The following is a 20,783-nucleotide window of genomic DNA, read 5'->3' as shown; positions in this document are numbered from 1 at the left end:
GTCTAATACAGTACTAACTATTGCAAATAGTACTTGTGGTAAAGAAAAAAAGAATTTCAAAATTTATTTGGTAATTGTACTGCTTAATTAATCTCTTAAAACAAAATTTTAAATAAAATCTATGTATCATTTATCAATCAAGATTAGATATTTAGCAAAAACTCAGAATGTAATTTTTAAATATCTCTTATAAAATAAGGGTTTCCAGACTTATACTGATAAACAATGATTTGATAAATATCTCCGAAATTAGAGAGATTTTTCTAGCTAATTTAGATTAGAGAGCAAAAAGGACTATTGATTATTCAAAACAACAGATAAAACCCCATTGACAATAATGAATAATTGTGTGTATTTATGCCTTCGTTTTTGAAAGAATTGATTTTTGGTCAAAGATGCTCATAAACTATAAAGCACAACAAAGTTTTAAAAATTTTCTTCTTTCTGCCCAATTTTTCAGATAAAAACCCCACCCATTTGTCCACATGTAAGTGCTGAAAACGTCTGTTTTTCTAATTCTCTATTCCCCAATCTCCAATCCCTAGCTCTTCTATTGAAGATATATGCTTATATAGTTAATACACAACAAATTGAAGAAAATCCTTACCCTTGGTGCAATATCTGCCACAGATGATTTGCTCAAGACTGCTAATTAGAAATAAGATGATTCAATAGACATATTGACATTTTTAATATAAATAAGTTATAATTGTAAGTTGTTCAAACTGTGTGATAGCTAGACTAGGCTAACAATATATCAATAACAACGGTAGCTGATATTGCCTAGTAGCTCTTTTTTGTTGTTTATTAATGAGGTGAACATGGCTAAGCGCCGTAACCCGAAAAAAGAAAAGGCGCTACGGAACCAGGCATATGCCAGAAAGTTTCGTAAACGAACTACTACAGGAAGAATGCAGAGAAGGTTCCAACAAAGACCTCCTAAGAGTGAAGAAGATGAGGGCGCAGCAGCAATTGATGCTGAGTAAGCTATCTAATAAAATTCTTACTCTTTGAGTTTTTAATTTTTCAGGGCGTACACATTGTGTACGCCCTTATTTATTTAGTAGGGTATTAGGCAATAGTCATTAATTATTTCTTTATTGTCTCCCTTCTCTTTTAGTCCCTAGCATCTAGTCTTTGGGTTCAGCAATTTGAGTACGGGCTGCAAGAATTGCATTGCGTACTTGTGTAAAGCCAGTACCACCATAACTATTACGAGCAGCAACTACTTGACGAGGAGATATTGCCTGATAAATATCAGCTGCAAATGCTGGATGAATTTGTTGCCACTCTTGTAATGTCAAATCTTTGAGGAGTTTACCAGCGGCAATACTGGTTTTTACAACTTTACCCACGAGGTTGTAGGCTTCTCGGAAGGGAACACCTTTTGCTGCTAAATAATCTGCTACGTCTGTAGCATTGGAAAAGTCTTCTGTGACTGCTTGTGCCAAGCGCTGGGGACGAAATTCCAATCCTTCTCGTAGCAAAATTGTCATTGCTTCTAGGCAGGCTTTAACTGTGTTAACGCTGTCAAATAGGCCTTCTTTGTCTTCTTGCAAATCTTTGTTATATGCCAAGGGTAGCCCCTTCATAATTACCAACATCGCTTGCAGATGACCAAATACACGCCCCGTTTTTCCCCGTACAAGTTCTGGGACATCAGGATTTTTCTTTTGGGGCATGATGCTAGAACCAGTAGCACAGGTATCTTTGAGGCTAACAAAGCGAAATTCCTCTGATGACCAAAAAATTACCTCTTCTGACAGGCGGCTGAGGTGAACCATAACGAGACTAGCAGCACAAAGAAATTCGATCGCAAAGTCGCGATCGCTCACTCCATCGAGGCTGTTAGCATAAACACTCTCAAACTCTAAGAGTTCGGCTGTGTAGTGGCGATCTATAGGGAAAGTTGTTCCTGCCAAAGCACCACAGCCCAACGGAGAGATATTAACTCGCTGATAAACATCTCCTAAACGTTCCCAATCCCGCTGCGCCATCTGAAAATATGCTAGGAGATGGTGAGCCAAACTCAGGGGTTGGGCGCGTTGCAGATGGGTATATCCCGGAATCAGAGTTTCAATGTTTTTTTCAGCTATATCTAGTAAAACAGTTTGAAATTCTCGTAGTTGGCTCTTAATTTGTTGGATTTGATCGCGCAGATAAAGTCTAGTATCGGTGCCAACTTGGTCATTACGTGATCGCGCAGTGTGGAGCTTTTTACCAACATCACCCACAATTTCTGTCAATCGCCGTTCTACAGCAAAGTGAACATCTTCCGCATCAATACCAGGCTGAAATTTTCCTTGGCGATATTCCTGGCGAATTTGTTCTAATCCGGCAACTAGTTGTTCTCCTTCTTGTGCGGAAATGATGCCAGTATGGGCCAGCATTTTCGCGTGGGCTTGCGAACCAGTAAGGTCATATTCGATTAGTTCAATGTCGAAACTTATACTGGCATTAAAACGAGCGATCGCTGGATGCAACGCTGATTCAAACCGCTGGCTCCAAGTTTTTTGTTCGGTCATAAACGTTAAAGGTGGGGCAATCAATTTAAGATTTTGGATTTTAGATAAATCCGTCTTGAAAAGTTCAGATCGCCGGAAGCCGGCGCTCCGACTTTTCGCAAAATCTTAAATCTTAAATTACTTTAACCGTAGCTAGTTAGATTGCGAATGATAAAGCCAATGATTAAACCAATCAATAGCGCCCAAATTTGACCTGTCTTGACAAAGTGCTGCCAGCTATGCTGCATCTGCCCCATAAGATTGGCATCGTGAACGTATTGAGCTAACACTGAATTGAGAGGCAAATGCCAAAATAACTCAGATAGTAAATCGCTGAAGTAGTTCATACTTAGTCACGTAAAAGATTTTTATGTCATAACCTTTACTTCTAGGTGATGTCCAGCGATCGCTCTACTGATATTTAATACATGTTCTTCAATTTCTCAGCTGTGCGCAAAATTTGCCCTGCTAAAACTGCTGCACCAAAGCCATTATCAATATTGACTACACCCACTCCAGGCGCACAAGAGTTCAGCATTGTCAATAATGGTGCTAACCCGCCAAAACTTGCACCATAACCTATGCTTGTGGGTACAGCCACCACAGGACAATCCGCTAAACCTGCAACAACGCTGGGTAATGCGCCTTCCATCCCCGCTACGACAATCAAAACTGAGGCTGACTCAATCACGTGGCGATTACTCAGCAAGCGGTGGATACCTGCAACTCCAACATCCCAAAGGCGCTGAACCCGAAAACCAGAAAGTTCTGCTGTCACTGCTGCTTCTTCAGCAACAGGTAAATCAGCCGTTCCCGCAGATAGAATACTGATAACACCGTCAAACTGGGGTTCGATTTCAGCAGGAGTAATTGCACAAATTCGTGCTAATTCGTAGTATTGCAAACCTCTAACCTTTGATTGCAATGCAGTATATACCGCTGGTTCAATTCGAGTTGCCATCACTACTGGATTACGCTGACGCATTACCTCTATAATTTGGACAATCTGATCGGGAGTCTTACCTAAACCCCAAATTACCTCAGGGAAACCAGTTCTCAGCGCCCGATGGTGGTCAATTTTGGCAAAATCACCCACTTTTTCATAGGCTAAGTCTTTGAGTGAGTCTAATGCCTTATCTGGGCTAACCTTACCATGAGCAACCGCTTCTAAGAGCGATCGCAAAGCTTTTTCATTGGTCATTTGTAATTAGTCCTTTGTCCTTTGTCCTCTCTTCCAAAGCCTCAGCAGAAGTTTCCTCTGCTGAGACTTTGCACTTTGTCAGTAAGGGAGCATCCACTTTTGGAAAAAACACCAGGCGATTAGAAATCGCGGCTATAAAAACCAAATCCACTTGCGTGGATTATATTGAGCCTGCGGAGGCAGGCTTTGTTTGTTTAGCCCCAGACTTCTAGTCTGAGGGGCTATTTGCTATTACACCAATGACTAATGACCAATGACTAATCTGTAATTTTGATTTCATGAATATTCCAGAATGCGCCACCAAGTCCAGAGTATTTGATACCTTCAAAGCGATTACGAACCGCTGACATCGAATAGGCGTTAACTAAGTGAATAAATGGTAAGTATTCCTGAGCGAGTTTTTGAGTGTCCGCATAAATTGCTTTCCGCTTAGTTTCGTCTAACTCTCTTGCTGCTTTGATGTAAAGTTCACCAATTTGCTTTTCCCAAGGAGCAACTTGCCAATTCTGTATTGGCTTTTGTCCTGCTTGGGGTTTTTGATTAAACATATGTAATCCCCCTTCAGGAGACCAAACATTAGCACCATCATTTGGTTCTAAACCACCTGTTAAACCTAACAAAGATGCTTCCCAATCCAAAGTATTAGCAAGTTTGTCTGTATATGTATTCCATGCAAGTGGAGTAAAATCAACTTGAATACCAATCTTGCTCAAATCTCGTTTAATTTGCGATCCTACTGCTTCACGAATTTTATTCCCAGCATTCGTCAGCAAAGTGAAGCGAACATTATTACCTTCAGCATCTATTAGCTGATTTTTTTCGTTGTATTTAAATCCAGCTTTTATTAGCAGTTGCCTAGCTTTCTCTGGATTGAAATTATAGACTTTTAGCCCTTCTTTAGGTGAAAAATAATAGGGACTTTGTACAGAAATAGGTGAATCTTGAGGTTGCCCTAAGCCGCGAAACGTGTTGTTAATCATCGTTTGCCGATCGATTGCGTAGGCTACCGCTTGCCGGAATTCTACATTATTAAACCAGCGTGATTTTTTAGGATCAATTAATGGTTTGCCATTTCGTGAACCCTTATTTAAATTAAAGATTAAAAAGGTTGTACCAGAGCCAGGTCCACCATTGTATATCTTAAAATTACCTTGTTTTTCTTGCACTTTCAGCAACGAAAAGTACTCTGGCGATACACCTACTGTATCTAAACCACCAGAACGAAATTGCAGTAAAGATGTATCTGTTGATTCGACAATTTGCCAAACTATTCTTTCGATATAAGGTTGGGCTTTTCCTTGTGCATCCTTGCGCCAGTAGTAGGGATTGCGCCGGAAAACTATACGTTGACTAGTATCGTATCGCTCTAGCTTAAAAGGGCCATTAACGATCAGCTGATCTGGTGGAGTATCCACGCTCCACTTTGACAGAAACTTGGGTTTACCTTCTTGGTCTTTTGTAGTTACTGATTCTCGCAATGCGTGGGCTGGTAAAATTGGGTATCCTGTAGCGCTACGTAGGAATGGAGCAAAGGGTTCTGGAACAGCAAACTCAACCCGCCGATTATCAACTTTTCTCACAGTCGGTAGCTTGCGACTTTCACCAATCCTCATTCCATCTCTGGCATCTGTGGGGATTGCTTCGTTGAGATAAATATCATTGTAGGTAAATACCACATCGTCTACTGTTAGTGGTTTTCCATCAGACCATTTCAAATTGTCACGCAGGGTAAAAACAATCTTTAATTTGTCATCAGAAATTTGCCAGGATTCTGCTAAAGCAGGTTCAACTTTTCCTGTTTCATAACTTTCAGTAATTAAACCTTCATAAGTTAGACCAAAAATATTTGGAACCTCAGAACTTAGAGGAAAGTTAAATGTTTTAGGATCGCTGAGAATACTAGTTACTAATTGTGGGACTTGAGCAGCTGTTGTTTTGAAATTAGATGGGTTACAAGCAGCAACTGTCAGCGCTGTTGCTATGCTCAGAATTATGAGTAACCAAAAACGTTTAATCGTAGCCAAGATAGTAATAAATTTCATGATTAAAAATACGCGAACAAAGAATTTAATCAGCAGCTACCAGTAAGACAACAGCATAAGCACATATGCCTTCTTCTCGTCCGACGGGCCCTAATTTTTCGTTCGTAGTAGCTTTGATGCCAATTTGATTCGGTTGTAGTTCTAAAACAGCCGCTAGCTTGTCGCGCATCTTTTCAATATGAGGTTTCAACTTTGGTCGTTCTGCTACTACTACAGAATCAATATTTCCAATTTGCCAACCGCGATCGCGAATCAGCTGGTGTACTTGAGTTAGTAGCACCAAACTATCTGCTCCCGCCCATTGGGGATCGGTGGGAGGAAAATAATGACCAATATCTCCTAAAGATAGTGCCCCAAGCATGGCATCCATAATCGCATGGGTTAGCACATCAGCATCACTATGCCCCAGCAAACCCAGTTCATGAGGAATGTTCACTCCTCCTAATATTAAAGCGCGATCGCTCACCAGTCGGTGAATATCGTAGCCGTTACCAATACGTATGTTTGTCATTTGTTATTTGTCACTTGTGATAGGGCATAGGGCATTGATACTAATTATTCTCCTTGTCTCCCTTGTCCCCTTCGTCTCCCTCCTTCCCCCGCTTCCATTTTTCCAGTAAATCGGGGCGGCGATCGCCTGTTCTTTTAATCTGTTGTTCGTAACGCCACCTGGCAATTGCTGCGTGATTCCCAGACAGCAAGACATCTGGCACTTTCCACCCTCGAAAATTTGCCGGACGAGTGTATTGAGGATAATCCAACAACCCTTCTTCAAAACTCTCTGCTGTCAGTGACTCTACCTTGCCTACAGTTCCTGGTAGCAGTCGTACCACGCCATTAATCAAAGCCATTGCAGGTATTTCACCACCTGTAAGAATAAAATCACCCAAGGAGACTTCACGAGTAACTAAATGTAATACCCGCTCATCGACTCCTTCGTAATGTCCGCAAATGACAATTAATTGGTTATAATTTGTAGCCAAATCGCGCAAAAGCGGTTGATTGATGGTTTCTCCTTGTGGACTCATCAGAATTACCTCTCTTTGAGGTAGAATCGGCAGCGATTCCACAGCAGCAAAGATGGGTTCTGGCTTCATCAGCATTCCCACACCGCCGCCATAGGGTTCATCATCCACTTTCCGGTGCTTATCAGTGGTAAAGTCCCGTGGATTAATCAGATTGACTTGAGCAATCTGTTTGGCTAAGGCTTTAGCCAGCAATCCAGAAGTCAAAACAGAGGTAAAACAGTCAGGAAAAAGCGTAACTATATCAAAGCGCACAGTTATTCGTATTCAAGAACACTAATCTTAAATTTGTATGTCTAGGAAAAACAAGAAGCTAATGTCTGCTGAAACTACAGATAAACTTTGTCAATAGTAACTAAAAGTACCAGAAAACTTAGATCTTTCGGAGGATCAAAAGTTTTTCTAATTACTTAATTTATGTTTAAATATTGTCACAACTACATTTAAATTAATATTCTCAACTAAGTTAACAACTTCCAGGATGCATCGAGCCAGCCTCAGAACACAGCTTGTCAAAACCTGCTTGCCCCACTCTAGGGCGCAGTCTATTCCCCACTTAGCCCTCCAAGCACTATTTTGCCAAATTGGCAAAAGTGGACAGGTGAACAACAAGGTACTGGCTTTGAGGACAACGGACATATGAAGACTGAGGCGTCGTGTGGATCGAGCAAAGAATTTGGAGCAGCGGCAATGGCTAATCCAAACTTCAAAAAAGTGTCCTCCCCAAGAAGCAAAGTGCTAAAAACAATCAGGCTACTGAACCTTGTTATATTCACATGCCATTCGCCACAAGCCGGGGAACCCGTCCAAGGCGATGGCTCCTGAAGTTGTTGACAGGAGAAACACAATGCCGCAATTACAAGCTAAATCGCTGGAAATGAGGACACCCCAAGCTACTAAAACCGCCGTTCTGGTTATCGGAGGCGCAGAAGATAAAGTTCATGGACGTGATATCCTCAGAACTTTTTTTGGTCGTGCTGGTGCTAGCAAGGCCTATATTACAATTATTCCATCTGCCTCTCGCGAACCTGCCATCATTGGTGGTCGGTATATTCGGATTTTTGAAGAAATGGGTGCTGAGAAGGTTGAGATTTTAGATATTCGCGAAAGGGAACAGTGCGAAGCCCCTCAGATTAAAGCATCCCTAGAAGCCTGTAGCGGAGTCTTCTTGACAGGGGGAGATCAATTGCGTCTGTGTGGCGTATTGGCAGATACACCAGTGATGGAAATTGTCCGGCAGCGAGTTAGGGCAGGGCAACTTACCTTAGCAGGCACCAGTGCAGGGGCAGCGGTAATGGGGCATCACATGATTGCTGGAGGCGGTAGTGGGGAGACACCAAACCGTTCTTTGGTTGATATGGCCACAGGTTTAGGATTTATTCCCGAAGTGATTGTAGACCAACACTTTCACAACCGTAATCGCATGGGGCGATTAATTAGTGCGATCGCAGCTCATCCTGATCGCCTAGGTATCGGTATTGATGAAGATACTTGTGCTGTTTTCGAGCGCGATGGTTGGCTACAAGTTATGGGCAAAGGTAGCGTCACAATTGTTGATCCCACGGAGGTAACTCACACCAACGAACCCCATGTAGGTGCCAACGAACCCTTAACTGTACATAATTTACGTCTGCATATCCTCAGCTATGGCGATCGCTTCCACCTGTACCAGCGGACTGTACTGCCTGCTGTACACCGCATCTCCAGCTGACGGAATAGAGTATCTGAGGTTACACTGAGTTGATCGCTGGTTTATTTCTTACTGTAGAAAAATCAGAGAAATAACATTTAAAAAGAAAAAACTGTTCATCATAAACAGTTTAGCGGTCAATTCCAGTAAGAAACTAGAATTTTGGTTCCGAATCTCCATCTACCTATTCCCATGAGAATCCTCAAGATCCAGACCTTACGCGGCCCAAACTACTGGAGCATTCGACGCCACAAGCTGATCGTCATGCGCCTCGATTTAGAAAACCTTGCCGAGACACCCTCAAATGAAATCCCTGGTTTTTACGAAGGATTAGTAGAGGCGCTGCCAAGTCTGGAGGGCCACTATTGCTCCCCCGGCTGTCGTGGTGGTTTTTTAATGCGGGTGCGAGAAGGCACAATGATGGGCCATATCGTCGAACATGTAGCCCTAGAGCTTCAAGAATTAGCTGGTATGCATGTAGGCTTTGGCCGCACCCGCGAAACAGCTACACCTGGCATTTACCAGGTAGTAATTGAGTACTTAAATGAGGAAGCAGGACGCTATGCTGGAAGAGCAGCAGTGCGGTTGTGCCAAAGTATTATCGATCGGGGTCGTTATCCCAAAGCAGAGCTAGAGCAAGATATTCAAGACTTAAAAGACTTCTGGCGAGATGCTTCTTTGGGACCTTCAACAGAAGCGATCATCAAAGAAGCAGAAAAACGAGGTATTCCCTGGATGGCTCTAGGGGCACGCTTTTTGATTCAGCTAGGCTATGGCGTGAACCAAAAGCGGATGCAAGCTACAATGACCGACAACACCAGCATTTTGGGAGTAGAACTAGCTTGCGATAAAGAAGCCACCAAACGCATCCTCGCTGCTGCTGGCGTGCCAGTACCTAAAGGTACAGTCATCAATTTCTTGGACGATTTAGAAGAAGCTATTGAATATGTAGGTGGTTATCCCATAGTCATCAAGCCGTTGGATGGTAATCACGGACGGGGTATCACCATTGATATTAGAACCTGGGAAGAATCAGAGGCCGCCTATGAAGCAGCCAGACAGGTTTCTCGCTCAATTATTGTTGAACGTTATTACGTTGGAAGAGATCATCGGGTATTGGTGGTAGATGGCAAAGTTGTAGCAGTAGCTGAACGCGTACCAGCCCATGTAGTTGGTAATGGCAGATCTAGCATTGCAGAACTGATTGAGGAAACCAACCAAGACCCAAATCGTGGTGAAGGACATGATAATATCCTCACCAAAATTGAACTCGACCGTACTAGCTACCAGCTACTAGAAAGGCAAGGCTACACCCTAAATAGTGTTCTCCCTAAAGGTACAGTTTGTTATCTGCGAGCCACAGCTAACTTAAGTACAGGGGGCAGTGCCCTAGACCGCACCGATGAAATCCACCCCGAAAACGTTTGGCTAGCACAACGGGTAGTCAAGATTATTGGGTTGGATATTGCCGGACTGGATATTGTCACCACCGATATTAGCCGCCCCTTAAGGGAAGTAGATGGCGTAATTGTCGAAGTTAACGCCGCCCCTGGCTTTAGAATGCACGTTGCGCCCAGTCAAGGCATTCCCCGCAACGTCGCTGGCGCAGTCATGGATATGCTGTTCCCCAATGAACAATCGAGCTGCATTCCGATCCTGAGTGTGACTGGTACTAATGGTAAAACTACTACCACCCGACTGCTGGCACACATCTACAAGCAAACAGGTAAAGTAGTAGGTTATACAACTACAGATGGAACTTATATCGGTGATTACTTAGTAGAGGCAGGAGATAATACGGGACCGCAAAGTGCTCATCTCATCTTGCAAGACCCCACTGTAGAAGTAGCAGTATTGGAAAGCGCTCGTGGCGGCATTCTGCGTTCAGGACTGGGTTTTGAAGCCGCAAATGTTGGTGTCGTGTTAAATGTTGCTGCCGATCATTTGGGAATAGGCGATATAGATACCATTGACCAATTAGCTAACCTCAAGAGTGTAGTAGCAGAAGCAGTATTCCCTGATGGCTATGCCGTACTCAACGCTGACGATCACCGAGTAGCGGCAATGGCAGAGAAAACAAAAGCTAATATTGCTTACTTCACAATGAACCCCGACTCGGAACTCGTGCGCAAGCACATTCAAAAGGGTGGAGTAGCAGCAGTTTATGAAAATGGGTATCTATCAATTGTTAAAGGCGATTGGACACACCGCATCGAAAGGGCAGAAACTATTCCCTTGACAATGGGCGGACGTGCGCCATTTATGATTGCTAACGCTTTAGCAGCAAGTTTGGCAGCTTTTGTGCAAAACGTCACAATTGAGCAGATTCGCGCTGGCTTGAAGACATTCCGGGCTTCTGTAAGTCAAACGCCAGGAAGAATGAATTTGTTTAATTTAGGCAACTACCATGCTTTGATCGACTATGCTCACAACCCAGCGAGTTACGAGGCTGTAGGTTCTTTCGTCCGTAACTGGACTTCTGGGCAGCGGATTGGTGTAGTTGGAGGCCCTGGCGATCGCCGCGACGAAGATTTTGTCACTTTGGGCAAACTAGCAGCAGATATTTTTGATTACATCATCGTCAAAGAAGATGATGACACTAGAGGACGTCCTAGGGGTTCAGCCTCAGAATTGATTACTAAAGGCATTATCCAAGTCAAACCAAATTGCCGTTTTGAAGCCATTTTAGATGAAACCCAAGCCATCAATAAAGCTTTAGACATGGCTCCAGATAACAGTCTGGTCGTGATTTTGCCAGAAAGTGTCAGCCGCGCTATTCGGTTAATTAGAGGACGTGGCGTAGTCAAAGAAGAAACACATCAACAAAATCCGACTACGGCAATCGTAGATTCTCAAAATGGCGTTGCATCTGGGATCGTCAATAAACTGCTTTAGTCAATAGTAGAGATGCGATCGCTCGTATCTCTACTATTGACCCTTGCTTTGCCCTCAATTTTGAATTTAGACTTCCCCTGCCTCAGGGAGTTAAATATTATTGGTCTCGTTCTGAATTAGTATCGGCACCGGAGCCTTTGATTTCCTCCTTAAAACCCCGGAGAGTTTTACCCAGTGCATTTCCTAGTTCGGGAATTCTTTTAGGTCCGAAAATTACAATAGCGACTATCATAATCACAGCAATCTCTGGCCATCCCAGTCCAAACAACATACGCCTCTCCTGTAAAGCTTACTTAAATTAACTATAGACATTTAAGAGTCTTTCTCTGTTGAGATTTCCATACCTAACCAATCACTTAATTCCTGAGCTAGCCATTGCAGTTCTGCTTCAGATTTAATGGCACCATTATTGCCACCAACCTGGTATTTTTGTACCCCAGCCCAAATATCTAATTGGGCTGGAACTTGAGTTCTGTTACCCTCAGAGTCTTTAGTAAAGTGTTGCGGAGTATACACCAGCTGAGTAATATTTTGCCTGAGCGATGGTCGGGGATGATGAGATTTAAATCCGAATAACTCGTGAGTTAAAGCTACTTGCTGCCGATCCAAGCGTAGCCGCATACTTCCCCACACAGTAAATAAAAAACCATACATCATAAAACAGCCAGCACCCCAAAAAGGCAGGGAGAACAAGGCAAAGGGGAGGTTCATGGGAAAAGGTGCAGAGAGTGCGCCAATTGTCCACAAGAGAATAAATGAATTCCAGGCGATCGCAAACGAACCTAAAAACAACATCGACGATTGCCAACCACTCGGCGGAATGATAATTTCAAGAGCATCCCAATTTTTTGTCAGTTGAATTTTACTTCCTGGTGGTTTGCCAATAGTTAAAGCCTGAGCATGTTGAAGCTGCGACTGATCTAGAGAATTGAGTGCTTCTAGGGCAGAAGTTACACGCCGTTCCAGGTTAGGTTCAATCAGCCAGCGCAACCAATTAGTGAAATGTGGGCTGAGATTAGCGGCTGGCTCAAACTGCATCCGAAAATCCTTTTGGGGTAAATCTGCTGGCTGGATACCCGTAGCTAGATAAATTAATGTCGCACCTAAACTATAAAGATCGGAAGCCGGAACGGTACGTCCACCAAATTGCTCTGGAGGCATATAACCATAGGTTCCGACTACAGTTCGAGTCGCTCCTTCAGTTGCCAAAACAGTCTGCACCGAGCCAAAATCTACCAAATAAACTTGCCCAACGCTATTACCAGAGCGATCGCCCAATAAAATATTGCTAGGCTTAATATCACGGTGAATTACAGGCGGATGCAGCCCATGTAGGTAACAGAGAATTTCTAAAAGTGCTTTGGCTATTTGTTTAACTTCTGCTTCTGTAAAAATCTGCCCAGCTTTTAAATATTGCTCTAGAGTTTGTGCTGAGATATAAGTTTGTACAAGGGCAAATCCCTTCAGAGTAGTTGAATCTAGCTCAAAATAATCTAAATAGCGAGGAATAAAGGGATGTGATAAAGATTTTAAAGTTTCAGCTTCCCGCTCAAATAGCTTGAGATCATCCCATTCAAAGTCACCGCCAAAAATAAGTAACTTGATGATGACGAGTTCCTGAGTTAGTAAGTCACGGGCTAATAGCGTCCGCCGCCCTGCCTTTTTTCCCAATTGCTGCTGAACTTCGTAGCGATCGCCCAATATTTCGTTAGTCATTATGATTACTGATAACGCTACGCCTAAAGCTGGTTATAGCCTACGACCGTCAAATATAGACAAGCTGATATCTTTAGTATAAATATGTAATTCTATGCCCTCCGAAATTTGGCCTTATATTACCCCTGGTATTCCTGATGAATTGTTCGAGCACTTGCCAGGAATACCCATGAGCCAGCGAGAAGTTAGGCTATTGCTAATCGCCCAACTACGACTTCAACCAGATTCAGTATTGTGGGATATTGGTGCAGGTACAGGTACAATTCCTGTAGAGGTAGGACTGTTGTGTCCAGGCGGGCAGATTATCGCTGTAGAACGGGATGAAGAAGTAGCCAATCTGATCCGCCGCAACTGCGATCGCTTTGAGCTAAAGAATGTCGAAGTTATTGAAGGTAGCGCCCCGGAGTGTTTGCAGAACCTTAAAATTACCCCTCATCGCGTTTGCATTGAAGGAGGACGCCCCATTCAAGAAATTTTGCAAGCCGTGTGGGATTATCTACCATTCACAGGTAGAGTTGTGGCTACAGCTGCTAATCTAGAAAGTCTGTATGCTATTTCTCAAAGCTTTGCCCAATTAAGAGCTCGGAATATAGAAGTTGTTCAGTCTGCGGTCAATCGCTTGGAGATGCGCGGCTTTTCTCAAACCTTTGCCGCCTTAGATCCCATTTTTATCCTCAGTGGTGAGAAACTAGACTAAATCTACATAAATTTTAGATTTTAAACTGGGGATCAGGGACTAGAGAATTAAAGAACGCGGACAAGGGAAGGAGATCAGAAGAATAATTAATACCCAATGCCCGATTTCCAATGCCCGATTCCCAATCCCCCATCCCCCATACCTAATCCAAAATACTTCTATGCCTTGGTCTCGGATTATTAGTGGAATTGTTGCGATCGCTCTGGCTCTATTTGCAACCCTGTTGGGGGGTTGGTACTTTACCGTTATGATTGCGGTTGTTGTCTTTTTAGGGCAAGAGGAATATTTTAATTTGGTACGAGCCAGAGGCATAGCTCCTGCTGCTAAAACCACGATGTTTGTCAGCCTAGCCTTACTGGTGATTTGTACCCTAGATGGGAATTTAGCTGACGCTGTGATGCCAATAGCTGGAACGTTTATTTGTTTTTATCTGTTGTTTCAGCCAAAAATGGCCACGATCGCTGATATTTCCGCTTCGATTATGGGGCTATTTTATGTCGGTTACTTACCAAGTTACTGGGTGCGATTGCGATCGCTTGGCAGTGTTGCCGTCAGTAATCTACCTTTAGGGGGTTACTGGCCTACCATATGGACAGATATTCTAGATCAAAGAAATATCGCCTTATTACCACAAGGTTTGAGGGCGACTGTGCTAACTTTTCTGTGCATTTGGGCAGCAGATATTGGCGCTTATACAATTGGCAAATTCTTCGGCAAAACCCGTTTGTCTGATATTAGTCCCAAAAAAACTGTTGAAGGTGCCGTGTTTGGTATCAGCGCTAGCGTTGCTGTAGGTCTAGCAGGGGCTTATTATCTTCACTGGCCCAGACCACTCTACACTGGGTTAGCGTTGGGTTTGCTGATTGGGATTGCTAGTCTTTTAGGCGACCTGATCGAGTCTGTTCTTAAGCGTGATGCTGGTGTCAAGGATTCAGGACAGTTGATCCCCGGACATGGTGGCATCTTAGATCGTACAGATAGTTATATTTTTACGGCTCCGCTAGTTTATTATTTCCTGACTTTGCTATTGCCGCTGATTGCTGATCGGTAAGCCAGCGCGATGCCTGAGTACTATAAATCAAAAAGGGGCTGGGAGATTGGGCAGATGAAGAAGCAGGAGAGACGAGGGAAGGAGATACAGGGATTTGGGGAAATAATCAATGACCCATCATGCCTAATCCCCAATCCCCATTTGTCTTTAAAAATATAAATTATTATAAATAATAAGCATTCTTAGTTTTTGATTTCTAATCTTCAGGGGATAACGTTAATCCGTCCGCGACACATTAGCTTACCTGGGATCAAGGTGAGTTCTTGGATATCAACATCTGACCCGAGATTGAAATTGTACTCATGATTACTCTGTGCTAGAGTTCCCATGTTGTATTTTATTTGCAGCGGTGCTAGTTGCAACTCGTGACCACTGATTAAATCTAAACCTGTGCAAATCTCCACAGGCGTAGGTTTACCTTCAGATGTTAGAATGCCACTCAGTATAATTTGATTATTCTCTAGAATAATTTTTTGCCAAGCAATAGACTTGGTTTTTGCGCATTGTTCTGGTAAAAGTTTAACCAGTACATCATTTAAAGCCCCTGATAATAGTTCAGATGAGAGGGAATGATTGAGATCCTTCTCTTCGACGATCAACTCACCAACTACTGGTACTGTTTCTAACAGTCTTAGTGGCTGTCCTTTGATGACTGAGCCAATGTTGACCTGAATATTTTCTGCGACAAGTTGAATTTGTCCAATATGGAGACCTTGATAAACAGCATGACTAGCAAAAATCGATACCCAGGGAACCTTCCCAGAGAGAAGTTGGCGATCGCTAGCTCTAATTTCCACTTCTATTTGCGCTACTTGACTGACTTGCGCTCTCAACCATAGCTTTAGTGCTGTTGTGAGCATATTCGTAATTATTCGTATCTTATGGGTACGTTTAGAATCTGAATTTTGCTCAGGCATTTAACTTTTGTGTTTATGGGTAGAAACTCAACAATTGGCTGAAGTTAATCAGTCTTTAAATGTAACATTTATGGCTATTAACTCCAAAATGCAAATAATATGATTTAAATCCTAGCCAAAGAATAAGCAAATTCCACATGGAGGCACGGTTACAAAAAGTTCTCGCCCAATGGGGTATTGCCTCACGTCGTGAAGCCGAAGAAATGATCAGGCGATCGCGTGTGCGGATTAATGGGGTATTGGCCCATTTAGGTCAAAAAGTTGACCCCCAAAAAGACAAAATTACAGTTGATGGCAAACTCGTAGTTACAAAACAACGTCCGGCTCTTATATATTTGTTGCTAAACAAACCTGCTGGCGTAGTTTCTACTTGCTACGACCCTCAGGGAAGAACGACAATCCTAGATTTACTGCCAAAAGATTTACGAGAGGGTACAGGTATTCACCCAGTTGGGCGTTTAGATACAGATTCCACTGGAGCATTAATACTTACTAACGATGGCGACCTAACATACGCACTCACGCATCCAAGTCACAGCGTACCTAAAACTTATCGTGTTTTAGTTAAGGGACATCCCCCAGAAGAACTGTTACAAATGTGGCGTCAGGGTGTAGTGTTAGACGGAAGAAGAACAAGACCAGCCAGGGTGCGCCTCATAGAAAGTTTGACTACACAAAGCTCTTTAGAAATTGTTTTACAGGAGGGACGCAATCGCCAGATTCGCCGTATAGCCGAACAGTTAGGCTACCCAGTAATCAAGCTGCATCGGACTGCTATTGGACCGATTCAATTACAAATTCCCAAACAACCCTATTTAAAAGAGGGTAACTATCGTTCCCTAAAAGATGATGAGATGCGCTTTTTGCAAGAGCAAATCAAGCACATACCTATTAAAGATTCAGCTGAGTTAAGGAGTGTAACTACGCATGAAATGGTTAAACAGGAAGGATAATCAGCCACCAACTCTTTCAGTAGAGCAACAACGGGCCGAAAAGTTAGCAGAAATTGGTGGTCAACTTTGGGCATCGCGTCAAGAACAAGGTCTATCTTTAGAGGAAGTAGTTTTATTAACGCGGATTCCTAAACGGCTGTTGCAAGCTATTGAAGAAGGTAACTTAGAAGATCTACCAGAACCAGTCTATATTCAGGGCTTAATTAGGCAATTTGCGGATGCATTGGGCTTTAATGGCGTAGAATTTGCTAGTAATTTCCCCATTGTTTATCAACAGATAAATCCCAAGCCAACTTGGACTACTAAGCCAATTAACCAATTGCGTCCCCTGCATCTTTACTTGCTTTATATATTTGTGATTATCTGCTCTGTCAGCGGCTTATCTCAACTACTGAATAATTCTGCTTTACAAGCAAGTACTATCCCCAATCGGCCAAATGCACAAAAAGAGTCCTTGGCGCAACCCCAGGAGACAGAATCAAAACAAGCGCCAGAGGTCAATCCTTATAGCAACACCCTCCTGACCACCAAAGATGGTCAACCAGTACAAATTGGTGTCACTTTGAAAGCTTCATCCTGGATTCGAGTAGTAGCCGATGGCAAAACTCAGTTTGAGGGTACTCTTCCAGAGGGAAGTCATCGCACTTGGAAAGCTCAAGAGCAACTAACGGTGAAAACTGATAATGCTGGGGGTGTGCTGATGAGTGTTAATCAGGAGCAACCTAAGGAAATGGGAGAGCTAGGAAAGGTAGAGGAAGTTAAAATTGCTGCCAAACCTAAGTTTTGAATAGTACTAAGTCCTGAGTTAGTGCTGAGTCCTGAGTCCTGAGTAATGAGCTTTTTTACTAAGTACTCGGTACTCGGCACTTAGAAAGACTTAAGTTGTAGCTCAGGACTGTTTAGGAGCACGACCATAGAGTGTGGTAAGAATCTTCAGCCTCTGGCCTAATTCCTCAGTCAAAGCTGACTGTGGGTAGCGCCACTCCCAATTACCTTCAGCAATACTAGGGAAATTCATCCGCGCGTCTGTTCCCAATCCCAAAACATCCTGCAAAGGAATAATCGCTTGGTTGGCGATAGAACTCAAAGCCAATCGAATTAAATCCCAGTGAATACCTTCGGTACTGAGACAACCTAAATAAAGCAGAACTTGTTGCTTTTCCCAGTCACTAGCTTGGTTGTACCAGCCTAAAGTTGTGTCATTATCATGAGTCCCAGTGTAAACTACAGCATTTCGTGGGTAGTTAAAGGGTAAAAAGGGATTACCGGGATCAGAACCAAAAGCAAACTGCAAAACTTTCATCCCGGGAAATTCAAACTTGTCGCGCAGTGCTTCTACCTCTGGCGTAATTACTCCTAAATCTTCTGCCAACACAGGTAGGGTGCCCAAGTTTTGTTTGATGGTTTCAAATAATTCTTCCCCAGGAGCTTTTAACCACTCTCCATTAATAGCTGTTTCTTCTCCTTTCTTCACAGCCCAGTAAGCTTCAAAGCCTCGGAAGTGGTCAATGCGAATTACATCTACATAATCCAGCATTGCTTGAAAGCGTCCGAGCCACCACTTAAAATTTTGTTTTTGCAATTCTTCCCAGTTGTATACTGGGTTCCCCCACAGTTGACCAGTAGCACTAAAGTAATCTGGTGGAACTCCTGCCATAAGGGCTGGTTCACCTGTCTCTTCATCTAAACAAAAGATTTCGGGGTTTGCCCAGACATCAGAGCTATCATGAGCTACATAAATGGGGATATCGCCAATAATTCTGATACCGCTCATATTGGCATAGGTCTTAAGTTGAGACCACTGGCGGAAAAATTCAAATTGAATAAATTTGTGAAAGAATATCTCAGCAGTCAGCTGTCGCCTTGCTTGATCTATGGCTTGGGGTTCCCGCTTGGCAAGTTCTGGCTCCCAAGTATGCCAGCTTGACCCTTCGTGGGTATCTTTTAGCGCCATAAATAAGGCATAGTCATCTAGCCAATAAGCTTTGCTATGACAAAAACCAGCGAATTCTTTTTGCTGCAAAGGCGTGGCTTTAGTCTTAAAGTTCTCGCAGGCTTTCTTGAGCAGATCAATCTTTATTGGTTTAATCTTCTCGTAATCTACCTTAGAAGTGTCAAATACTGGTAAGTTAGCAAAATCATCCTCTGCTAATAAACCTTGTTCTTTGAGTTGTTCTGGGCTAATGAGCTGCGGATTTCCTGCCATTGCTGAATAACAAGCATAAGGAGAATTACCATATCCAGTAGGACCCAAAGGTAAAACTTGCCAGTATTGTTGGTAAGTATCTTTGAGAAAATCAATAAAGCTATAGGCTTCTAAGCCTAAATCCCCAATGCCAAATCGACTAGGAAAGGAAGTGGGATGCAGCAAAATGCCGCTGGATCTGGGAAAAGGCATATTTAATCTGATGATATAGGAGGAAGCGATCGCCTGAACGATACGCTACGCGAACGCATCGAATTTATCACGGTAGGGCCTGGTTTAAAAGCTACCAATAGTGAGAGAAGTACAGAATGTAATAAATCACTATGAAACCTAATAATTACTACTTAATACTTAATGCTGCATATGAATTACCGCAATCCCGCTCCAACAGTTGACATCATCATTGAATTAGTGGATCGACCTCATCTACCAATAGTGTTAATTGAGAGGCAGAATACTCCTTTAGGTTGGGCTATTCCTGGTGGTTTTGTGGATTACGGTGAAGCTGTGGAAGTGGCGGCGAAACGAGAAGCTGAGGAAGAAACGGGTTTGCAGGTGGAGTTAGTTGAACAATTTTTGGTGTATTCTGACCCGAATCGCGATCCCCGTCAGCACACGATTAGCATTGTGTTTTTGGCGATCGCGAAGGGAGAACCAAAAGCAGGTGATGATGCCAAGAATATCGGAATTTTTGAGTCTTGGCGCGTGCCTGGAAATTTGTGTTTTGACCACGATCGCATTCTGCGAGATTATTGGCAGTATCGCCATTATGGGTTACGTCCCAGATTGGGTTAGGATAACGAACCGCCAAGGCGCAGAGGGCGCAGAGAAAAGAGAAGATGAGTAAGACTGTTATTCGTACTGATAATGCACCCGAACCAGTGGGGCCATATAATCAAGCGATCGCGGCTTCTGGTCAAATGCTGTTTGTCGCTGGACAAATTGCGATCGATCCCCGCATCGGGCAGGTTGTCTACACTGATGATGTGAAAAGGCAAACTGAGCAGGTAATCGCTAATTTGGAAGCTATTTTGACAGCAGCAGGTGCAAGTTTTAAAGATGTGGTGAAAACAACTGTATTTCTGGCTGATATGAATGATTTCGCTGCGGTGAATGCGATTTATGCGAAATATTTTCCGGAAGATACAGCACCAGCGCGTGCTTGTGTAGAAGTATCGCGATTACCGAAGGATGTGTTGGTGGAAATTGATTGTATCGCGGTGATTCCCGGCTGAGTGATACAGTTGAGTTTAGCGATCGCCTTTTTGACTTTGGGAATACTGAGATTAAGTGTCCTAAAGGAGTGCTAAAAATGGCAGACAATCATATCAGTGCTAGCTTTTCCTCAGCAGATCGGGAAGCGGTGATGAAAGCTATTGCCACTATTCGGCAAAAGTTACCGTTTTTAATCGATTTGACCACCGAAGACCGCCGCACAATAGTCAAAATGGGCGATAAAAGTCGGGCTTTTGTCAGCAAAGCTTTGGAAGTCGCCACACAAAACCCCGATTTTTTGCCTCGTTCCTTTGATTTGGAAGAAATGCGGCGGGATTTGGCCTTGTATGAGGCATTATATCCAGTGCTGCTATCGCTGACGCAACTGCAAGAACTAGTGGATGACACCTGTATGGCTGCTGGTAGTGAAGCCTATGCATCAGCATTAGCAATTTACAACTATGCCAAAGCTAGCGGTGATGTTACAGGATTAGATGCAGTTATTGATGAGATGGGACGCAGGTTTACCCGCCGTCCTAAGAAAAAGCAACCTGAAACTTCTGCTACCTAACACTAAAAATTATGGTGCGTTATGGCGGAACGCCTAACGCACCGCCAATTTAAATAATATGGTGCGATAACCGGGTGTAACAAATTCACCAAAATCCCGA

At 43.2% G+C, this 20,783-nt stretch carries 19 protein-coding genes and 1 pseudogene; 10 read left to right on the top strand and 10 right to left on the bottom strand.

Translation table 11 applies throughout. The features are described from left to right. Nucleotides 1-821 precede the first annotated feature (821 nt). Entirely contained in the window at nt 822-986 is a 165-nt protein-coding gene (locus tag BV372_RS36550) for a hypothetical protein (protein ID WP_009457656.1), read from the top strand. Nucleotides 987-1,130: 144 nt separating this feature from the next. Here the strand turns inward: BV372_RS36550 and argH are convergent, their stop codons facing one another. The 6 genes from argH to trmD all read right to left on the bottom strand — a co-directional run bounded on the left by argH (nt 1,131) and on the right by trmD (nt 7,027). Beyond that, complete coding sequence (gene argH, locus BV372_RS21290) at nt 1,131-2,525, bottom strand: argininosuccinate lyase (protein ID WP_086688489.1); 1,395 nt, start codon at nt 2,523-2,525, stop codon at nt 1,131-1,133. Between the two features lie 122 nt (nt 2,526-2,647). Next, nucleotides 2,648-2,851 carry a hypothetical protein gene (locus tag BV372_RS21285; RefSeq protein ID WP_086688488.1) on the bottom strand — a complete coding sequence of 68 codons (204 nt, stop codon included), beginning with the start codon at nt 2,849-2,851 and terminating at the stop codon, nt 2,648-2,650. Between the two features lie 74 nt (nt 2,852-2,925). Next, on the bottom strand, nt 2,926-3,705 hold the full coding sequence (gene larB, locus BV372_RS21280) for a nickel pincer cofactor biosynthesis protein LarB (RefSeq protein WP_086688487.1): 780 nt from the start codon (nt 3,703-3,705) through the stop codon (nt 2,926-2,928). Between the two features lie 257 nt (nt 3,706-3,962). Next, on the bottom strand, nt 3,963-5,747 hold the full coding sequence (locus BV372_RS21275) for an ABC transporter substrate-binding protein (RefSeq protein WP_086688486.1): 1,785 nt from the start codon (nt 5,745-5,747) through the stop codon (nt 3,963-3,965). Nucleotides 5,748-5,772: 25 nt separating this feature from the next. Further along, the gene (gene ispF / locus BV372_RS21270) at nt 5,773-6,258 is read right to left on the bottom strand and encodes a 2-C-methyl-D-erythritol 2,4-cyclodiphosphate synthase (RefSeq protein WP_086688485.1); all 486 of its coding nucleotides are present in this window, start codon (nt 6,256-6,258) and stop codon (nt 5,773-5,775) included. 40 nt (nt 6,259-6,298) lie between these two features. Beyond that, the gene (trmD, locus tag BV372_RS21265) at nt 6,299-7,027 is read right to left on the bottom strand and encodes a tRNA (guanosine(37)-N1)-methyltransferase TrmD (protein WP_086688484.1); all 729 of its coding nucleotides are present in this window, start codon (nt 7,025-7,027) and stop codon (nt 6,299-6,301) included. Between the two features lie 592 nt (nt 7,028-7,619). Here trmD and BV372_RS21255 point away from each other — a divergent pair. Continuing rightward, nucleotides 7,620-8,483 carry a cyanophycinase gene (locus BV372_RS21255; protein ID WP_086688482.1) on the top strand — a complete coding sequence of 288 codons (864 nt, stop codon included), beginning with the start codon at nt 7,620-7,622 and terminating at the stop codon, nt 8,481-8,483. A 171-nt stretch (nt 8,484-8,654) separates the two neighbouring features. Next, nucleotides 8,655-11,357, top strand: coding sequence for a cyanophycin synthetase (gene cphA, locus BV372_RS21250; RefSeq protein ID WP_086688481.1), 2,703 nt, complete (start codon nt 8,655-8,657; stop codon nt 11,355-11,357). A 97-nt stretch (nt 11,358-11,454) separates the two neighbouring features. On the opposite strand, the gene tatA is transcribed toward cphA, so the two are convergent. Continuing rightward, on the bottom strand, nt 11,455-11,625 hold the full coding sequence (gene tatA, locus BV372_RS21245) for a twin-arginine translocase TatA/TatE family subunit (RefSeq protein WP_279432994.1): 171 nt from the start codon (nt 11,623-11,625) through the stop codon (nt 11,455-11,457). Between the two features lie 44 nt (nt 11,626-11,669). Further along, nucleotides 11,670-13,073, bottom strand: a complete 1,404-nt coding sequence (locus tag BV372_RS21240) for a serine/threonine-protein kinase (RefSeq protein WP_086688479.1) — start codon at nt 13,071-13,073, stop codon at nt 11,670-11,672. A gap of 94 nt (nt 13,074-13,167) precedes the next feature. Between BV372_RS21240 and cbiT the strand changes: the two genes are divergently transcribed. Together cbiT and BV372_RS21230 are read left to right on the top strand one after the other, a co-directional pair. Next, the gene (gene cbiT, locus BV372_RS21235) at nt 13,168-13,770 is read left to right on the top strand and encodes a precorrin-6Y C5,15-methyltransferase subunit CbiT (protein ID WP_086688478.1); all 603 of its coding nucleotides are present in this window, start codon (nt 13,168-13,170) and stop codon (nt 13,768-13,770) included. 160 nt (nt 13,771-13,930) lie between these two features. After that, nucleotides 13,931-14,821, top strand: a complete 891-nt coding sequence (locus BV372_RS21230; protein ID WP_086688477.1) for a phosphatidate cytidylyltransferase — start codon at nt 13,931-13,933, stop codon at nt 14,819-14,821. A 203-nt stretch (nt 14,822-15,024) separates the two neighbouring features. On the opposite strand, the gene BV372_RS21225 is transcribed toward BV372_RS21230, so the two are convergent. Further along, nucleotides 15,025-15,738, bottom strand: coding sequence for a DUF2993 domain-containing protein (locus BV372_RS21225; RefSeq protein WP_086688476.1), 714 nt, complete (start codon nt 15,736-15,738; stop codon nt 15,025-15,027). A 137-nt stretch (nt 15,739-15,875) separates the two neighbouring features. On the opposite strand from BV372_RS21225, the gene BV372_RS21220 reads away from it, so the two are divergent. Both BV372_RS21220 and BV372_RS21215 read left to right on the top strand, forming a co-directional pair. Further along, a complete protein-coding gene (locus BV372_RS21220; protein ID WP_086688475.1) occupies nt 15,876-16,691 on the top strand; it encodes a pseudouridine synthase in 816 nt (271 codons plus the stop codon). Further along, nucleotides 16,666-17,478, top strand: coding sequence for a RodZ family helix-turn-helix domain-containing protein (locus BV372_RS21215; RefSeq protein ID WP_086688474.1), 813 nt, complete (start codon nt 16,666-16,668; stop codon nt 17,476-17,478). The genes BV372_RS21220 and BV372_RS21215 overlap by 26 nt, the downstream gene beginning before the upstream one ends. Before the next feature lie 102 nt (nt 17,479-17,580). Here BV372_RS21215 and malQ read toward each other — a convergent pair whose 3' ends face one another. After that, entirely contained in the window at nt 17,581-19,101 is a 1,521-nt protein-coding gene (malQ, locus tag BV372_RS21210) for a 4-alpha-glucanotransferase (RefSeq protein WP_306299001.1), read from the bottom strand. A gap of 159 nt (nt 19,102-19,260) precedes the next feature. Between malQ and BV372_RS21205 the strand changes: the two genes are divergently transcribed. The 3 genes and pseudogenes from BV372_RS21205 to BV372_RS21195 all read left to right on the top strand — a co-directional run bounded on the left by BV372_RS21205 (nt 19,261) and on the right by BV372_RS21195 (nt 20,683). Continuing rightward, nucleotides 19,261-19,692: an NUDIX hydrolase gene (locus tag BV372_RS21205; RefSeq protein ID WP_086688472.1), complete on the top strand. Its 432-nt coding sequence runs from the start codon at nt 19,261-19,263 to the stop codon at nt 19,690-19,692. Between the two features lie 44 nt (nt 19,693-19,736). Then, a pseudogene (locus tag BV372_RS21200) lies at nt 19,737-20,132 on the top strand (RidA family protein); the annotation flags it as partial. Between the two features lie 77 nt (nt 20,133-20,209). After that, a complete protein-coding gene (locus BV372_RS21195; protein ID WP_086688470.1) occupies nt 20,210-20,683 on the top strand; it encodes a hypothetical protein in 474 nt (157 codons plus the stop codon). Nucleotides 20,684-20,783: the final 100 nt, after the last annotated feature.

The organism is Nostoc sp. T09 (genome assembly GCF_002154695.1).
Classification (GTDB): Bacteria; Cyanobacteriota; Cyanobacteriia; order Cyanobacteriales; family Nostocaceae; genus Aulosira.
This window is presented reverse-complemented; position numbering and strand designations above follow the sequence as displayed.

Coding starts and splice junctions, on each gene's coding strand:
- BV372_RS21195 (WP_086688470.1), top strand. CDS start 20,210: ATGGCAGACAATCATATCAGTGCTAGCTTTTCCTCAGCAGATCGGGAA.
- BV372_RS21215 (WP_086688474.1), top strand. CDS start 16,666: ATGAAATGGTTAAACAGGAAGGATAATCAGCCACCAACTCTTTCAGTA.
- BV372_RS21220 (WP_086688475.1), top strand. CDS start 15,876: ATGGAGGCACGGTTACAAAAAGTTCTCGCCCAATGGGGTATTGCCTCA.
- BV372_RS21285 (WP_086688488.1), bottom strand. CDS start 2,851: ATGAACTACTTCAGCGATTTACTATCTGAGTTATTTTGGCATTTGCCT.
- BV372_RS21230 (WP_086688477.1), top strand. CDS start 13,931: ATGCCTTGGTCTCGGATTATTAGTGGAATTGTTGCGATCGCTCTGGCT.
- BV372_RS21225 (WP_086688476.1), bottom strand. CDS start 15,738: ATGCCTGAGCAAAATTCAGATTCTAAACGTACCCATAAGATACGAATA.
- BV372_RS21275 (WP_086688486.1), bottom strand. CDS start 5,747: ATGAAATTTATTACTATCTTGGCTACGATTAAACGTTTTTGGTTACTC.
- BV372_RS21255 (WP_086688482.1), top strand. CDS start 7,620: ATGCCGCAATTACAAGCTAAATCGCTGGAAATGAGGACACCCCAAGCT.
- argH (WP_086688489.1), bottom strand. CDS start 2,525: ATGACCGAACAAAAAACTTGGAGCCAGCGGTTTGAATCAGCGTTGCAT.
- cbiT (WP_086688478.1), top strand. CDS start 13,168: ATGCCCTCCGAAATTTGGCCTTATATTACCCCTGGTATTCCTGATGAA.
- BV372_RS21205 (WP_086688472.1), top strand. CDS start 19,261: ATGAATTACCGCAATCCCGCTCCAACAGTTGACATCATCATTGAATTA.
- BV372_RS36550 (WP_009457656.1), top strand. CDS start 822: ATGGCTAAGCGCCGTAACCCGAAAAAAGAAAAGGCGCTACGGAACCAG.
- cphA (WP_086688481.1), top strand. CDS start 8,655: ATGAGAATCCTCAAGATCCAGACCTTACGCGGCCCAAACTACTGGAGC.
- larB (WP_086688487.1), bottom strand. CDS start 3,705: ATGACCAATGAAAAAGCTTTGCGATCGCTCTTAGAAGCGGTTGCTCAT.
- BV372_RS21240 (WP_086688479.1), bottom strand. CDS start 13,073: ATGACTAACGAAATATTGGGCGATCGCTACGAAGTTCAGCAGCAATTG.
- ispF (WP_086688485.1), bottom strand. CDS start 6,258: ATGACAAACATACGTATTGGTAACGGCTACGATATTCACCGACTGGTG.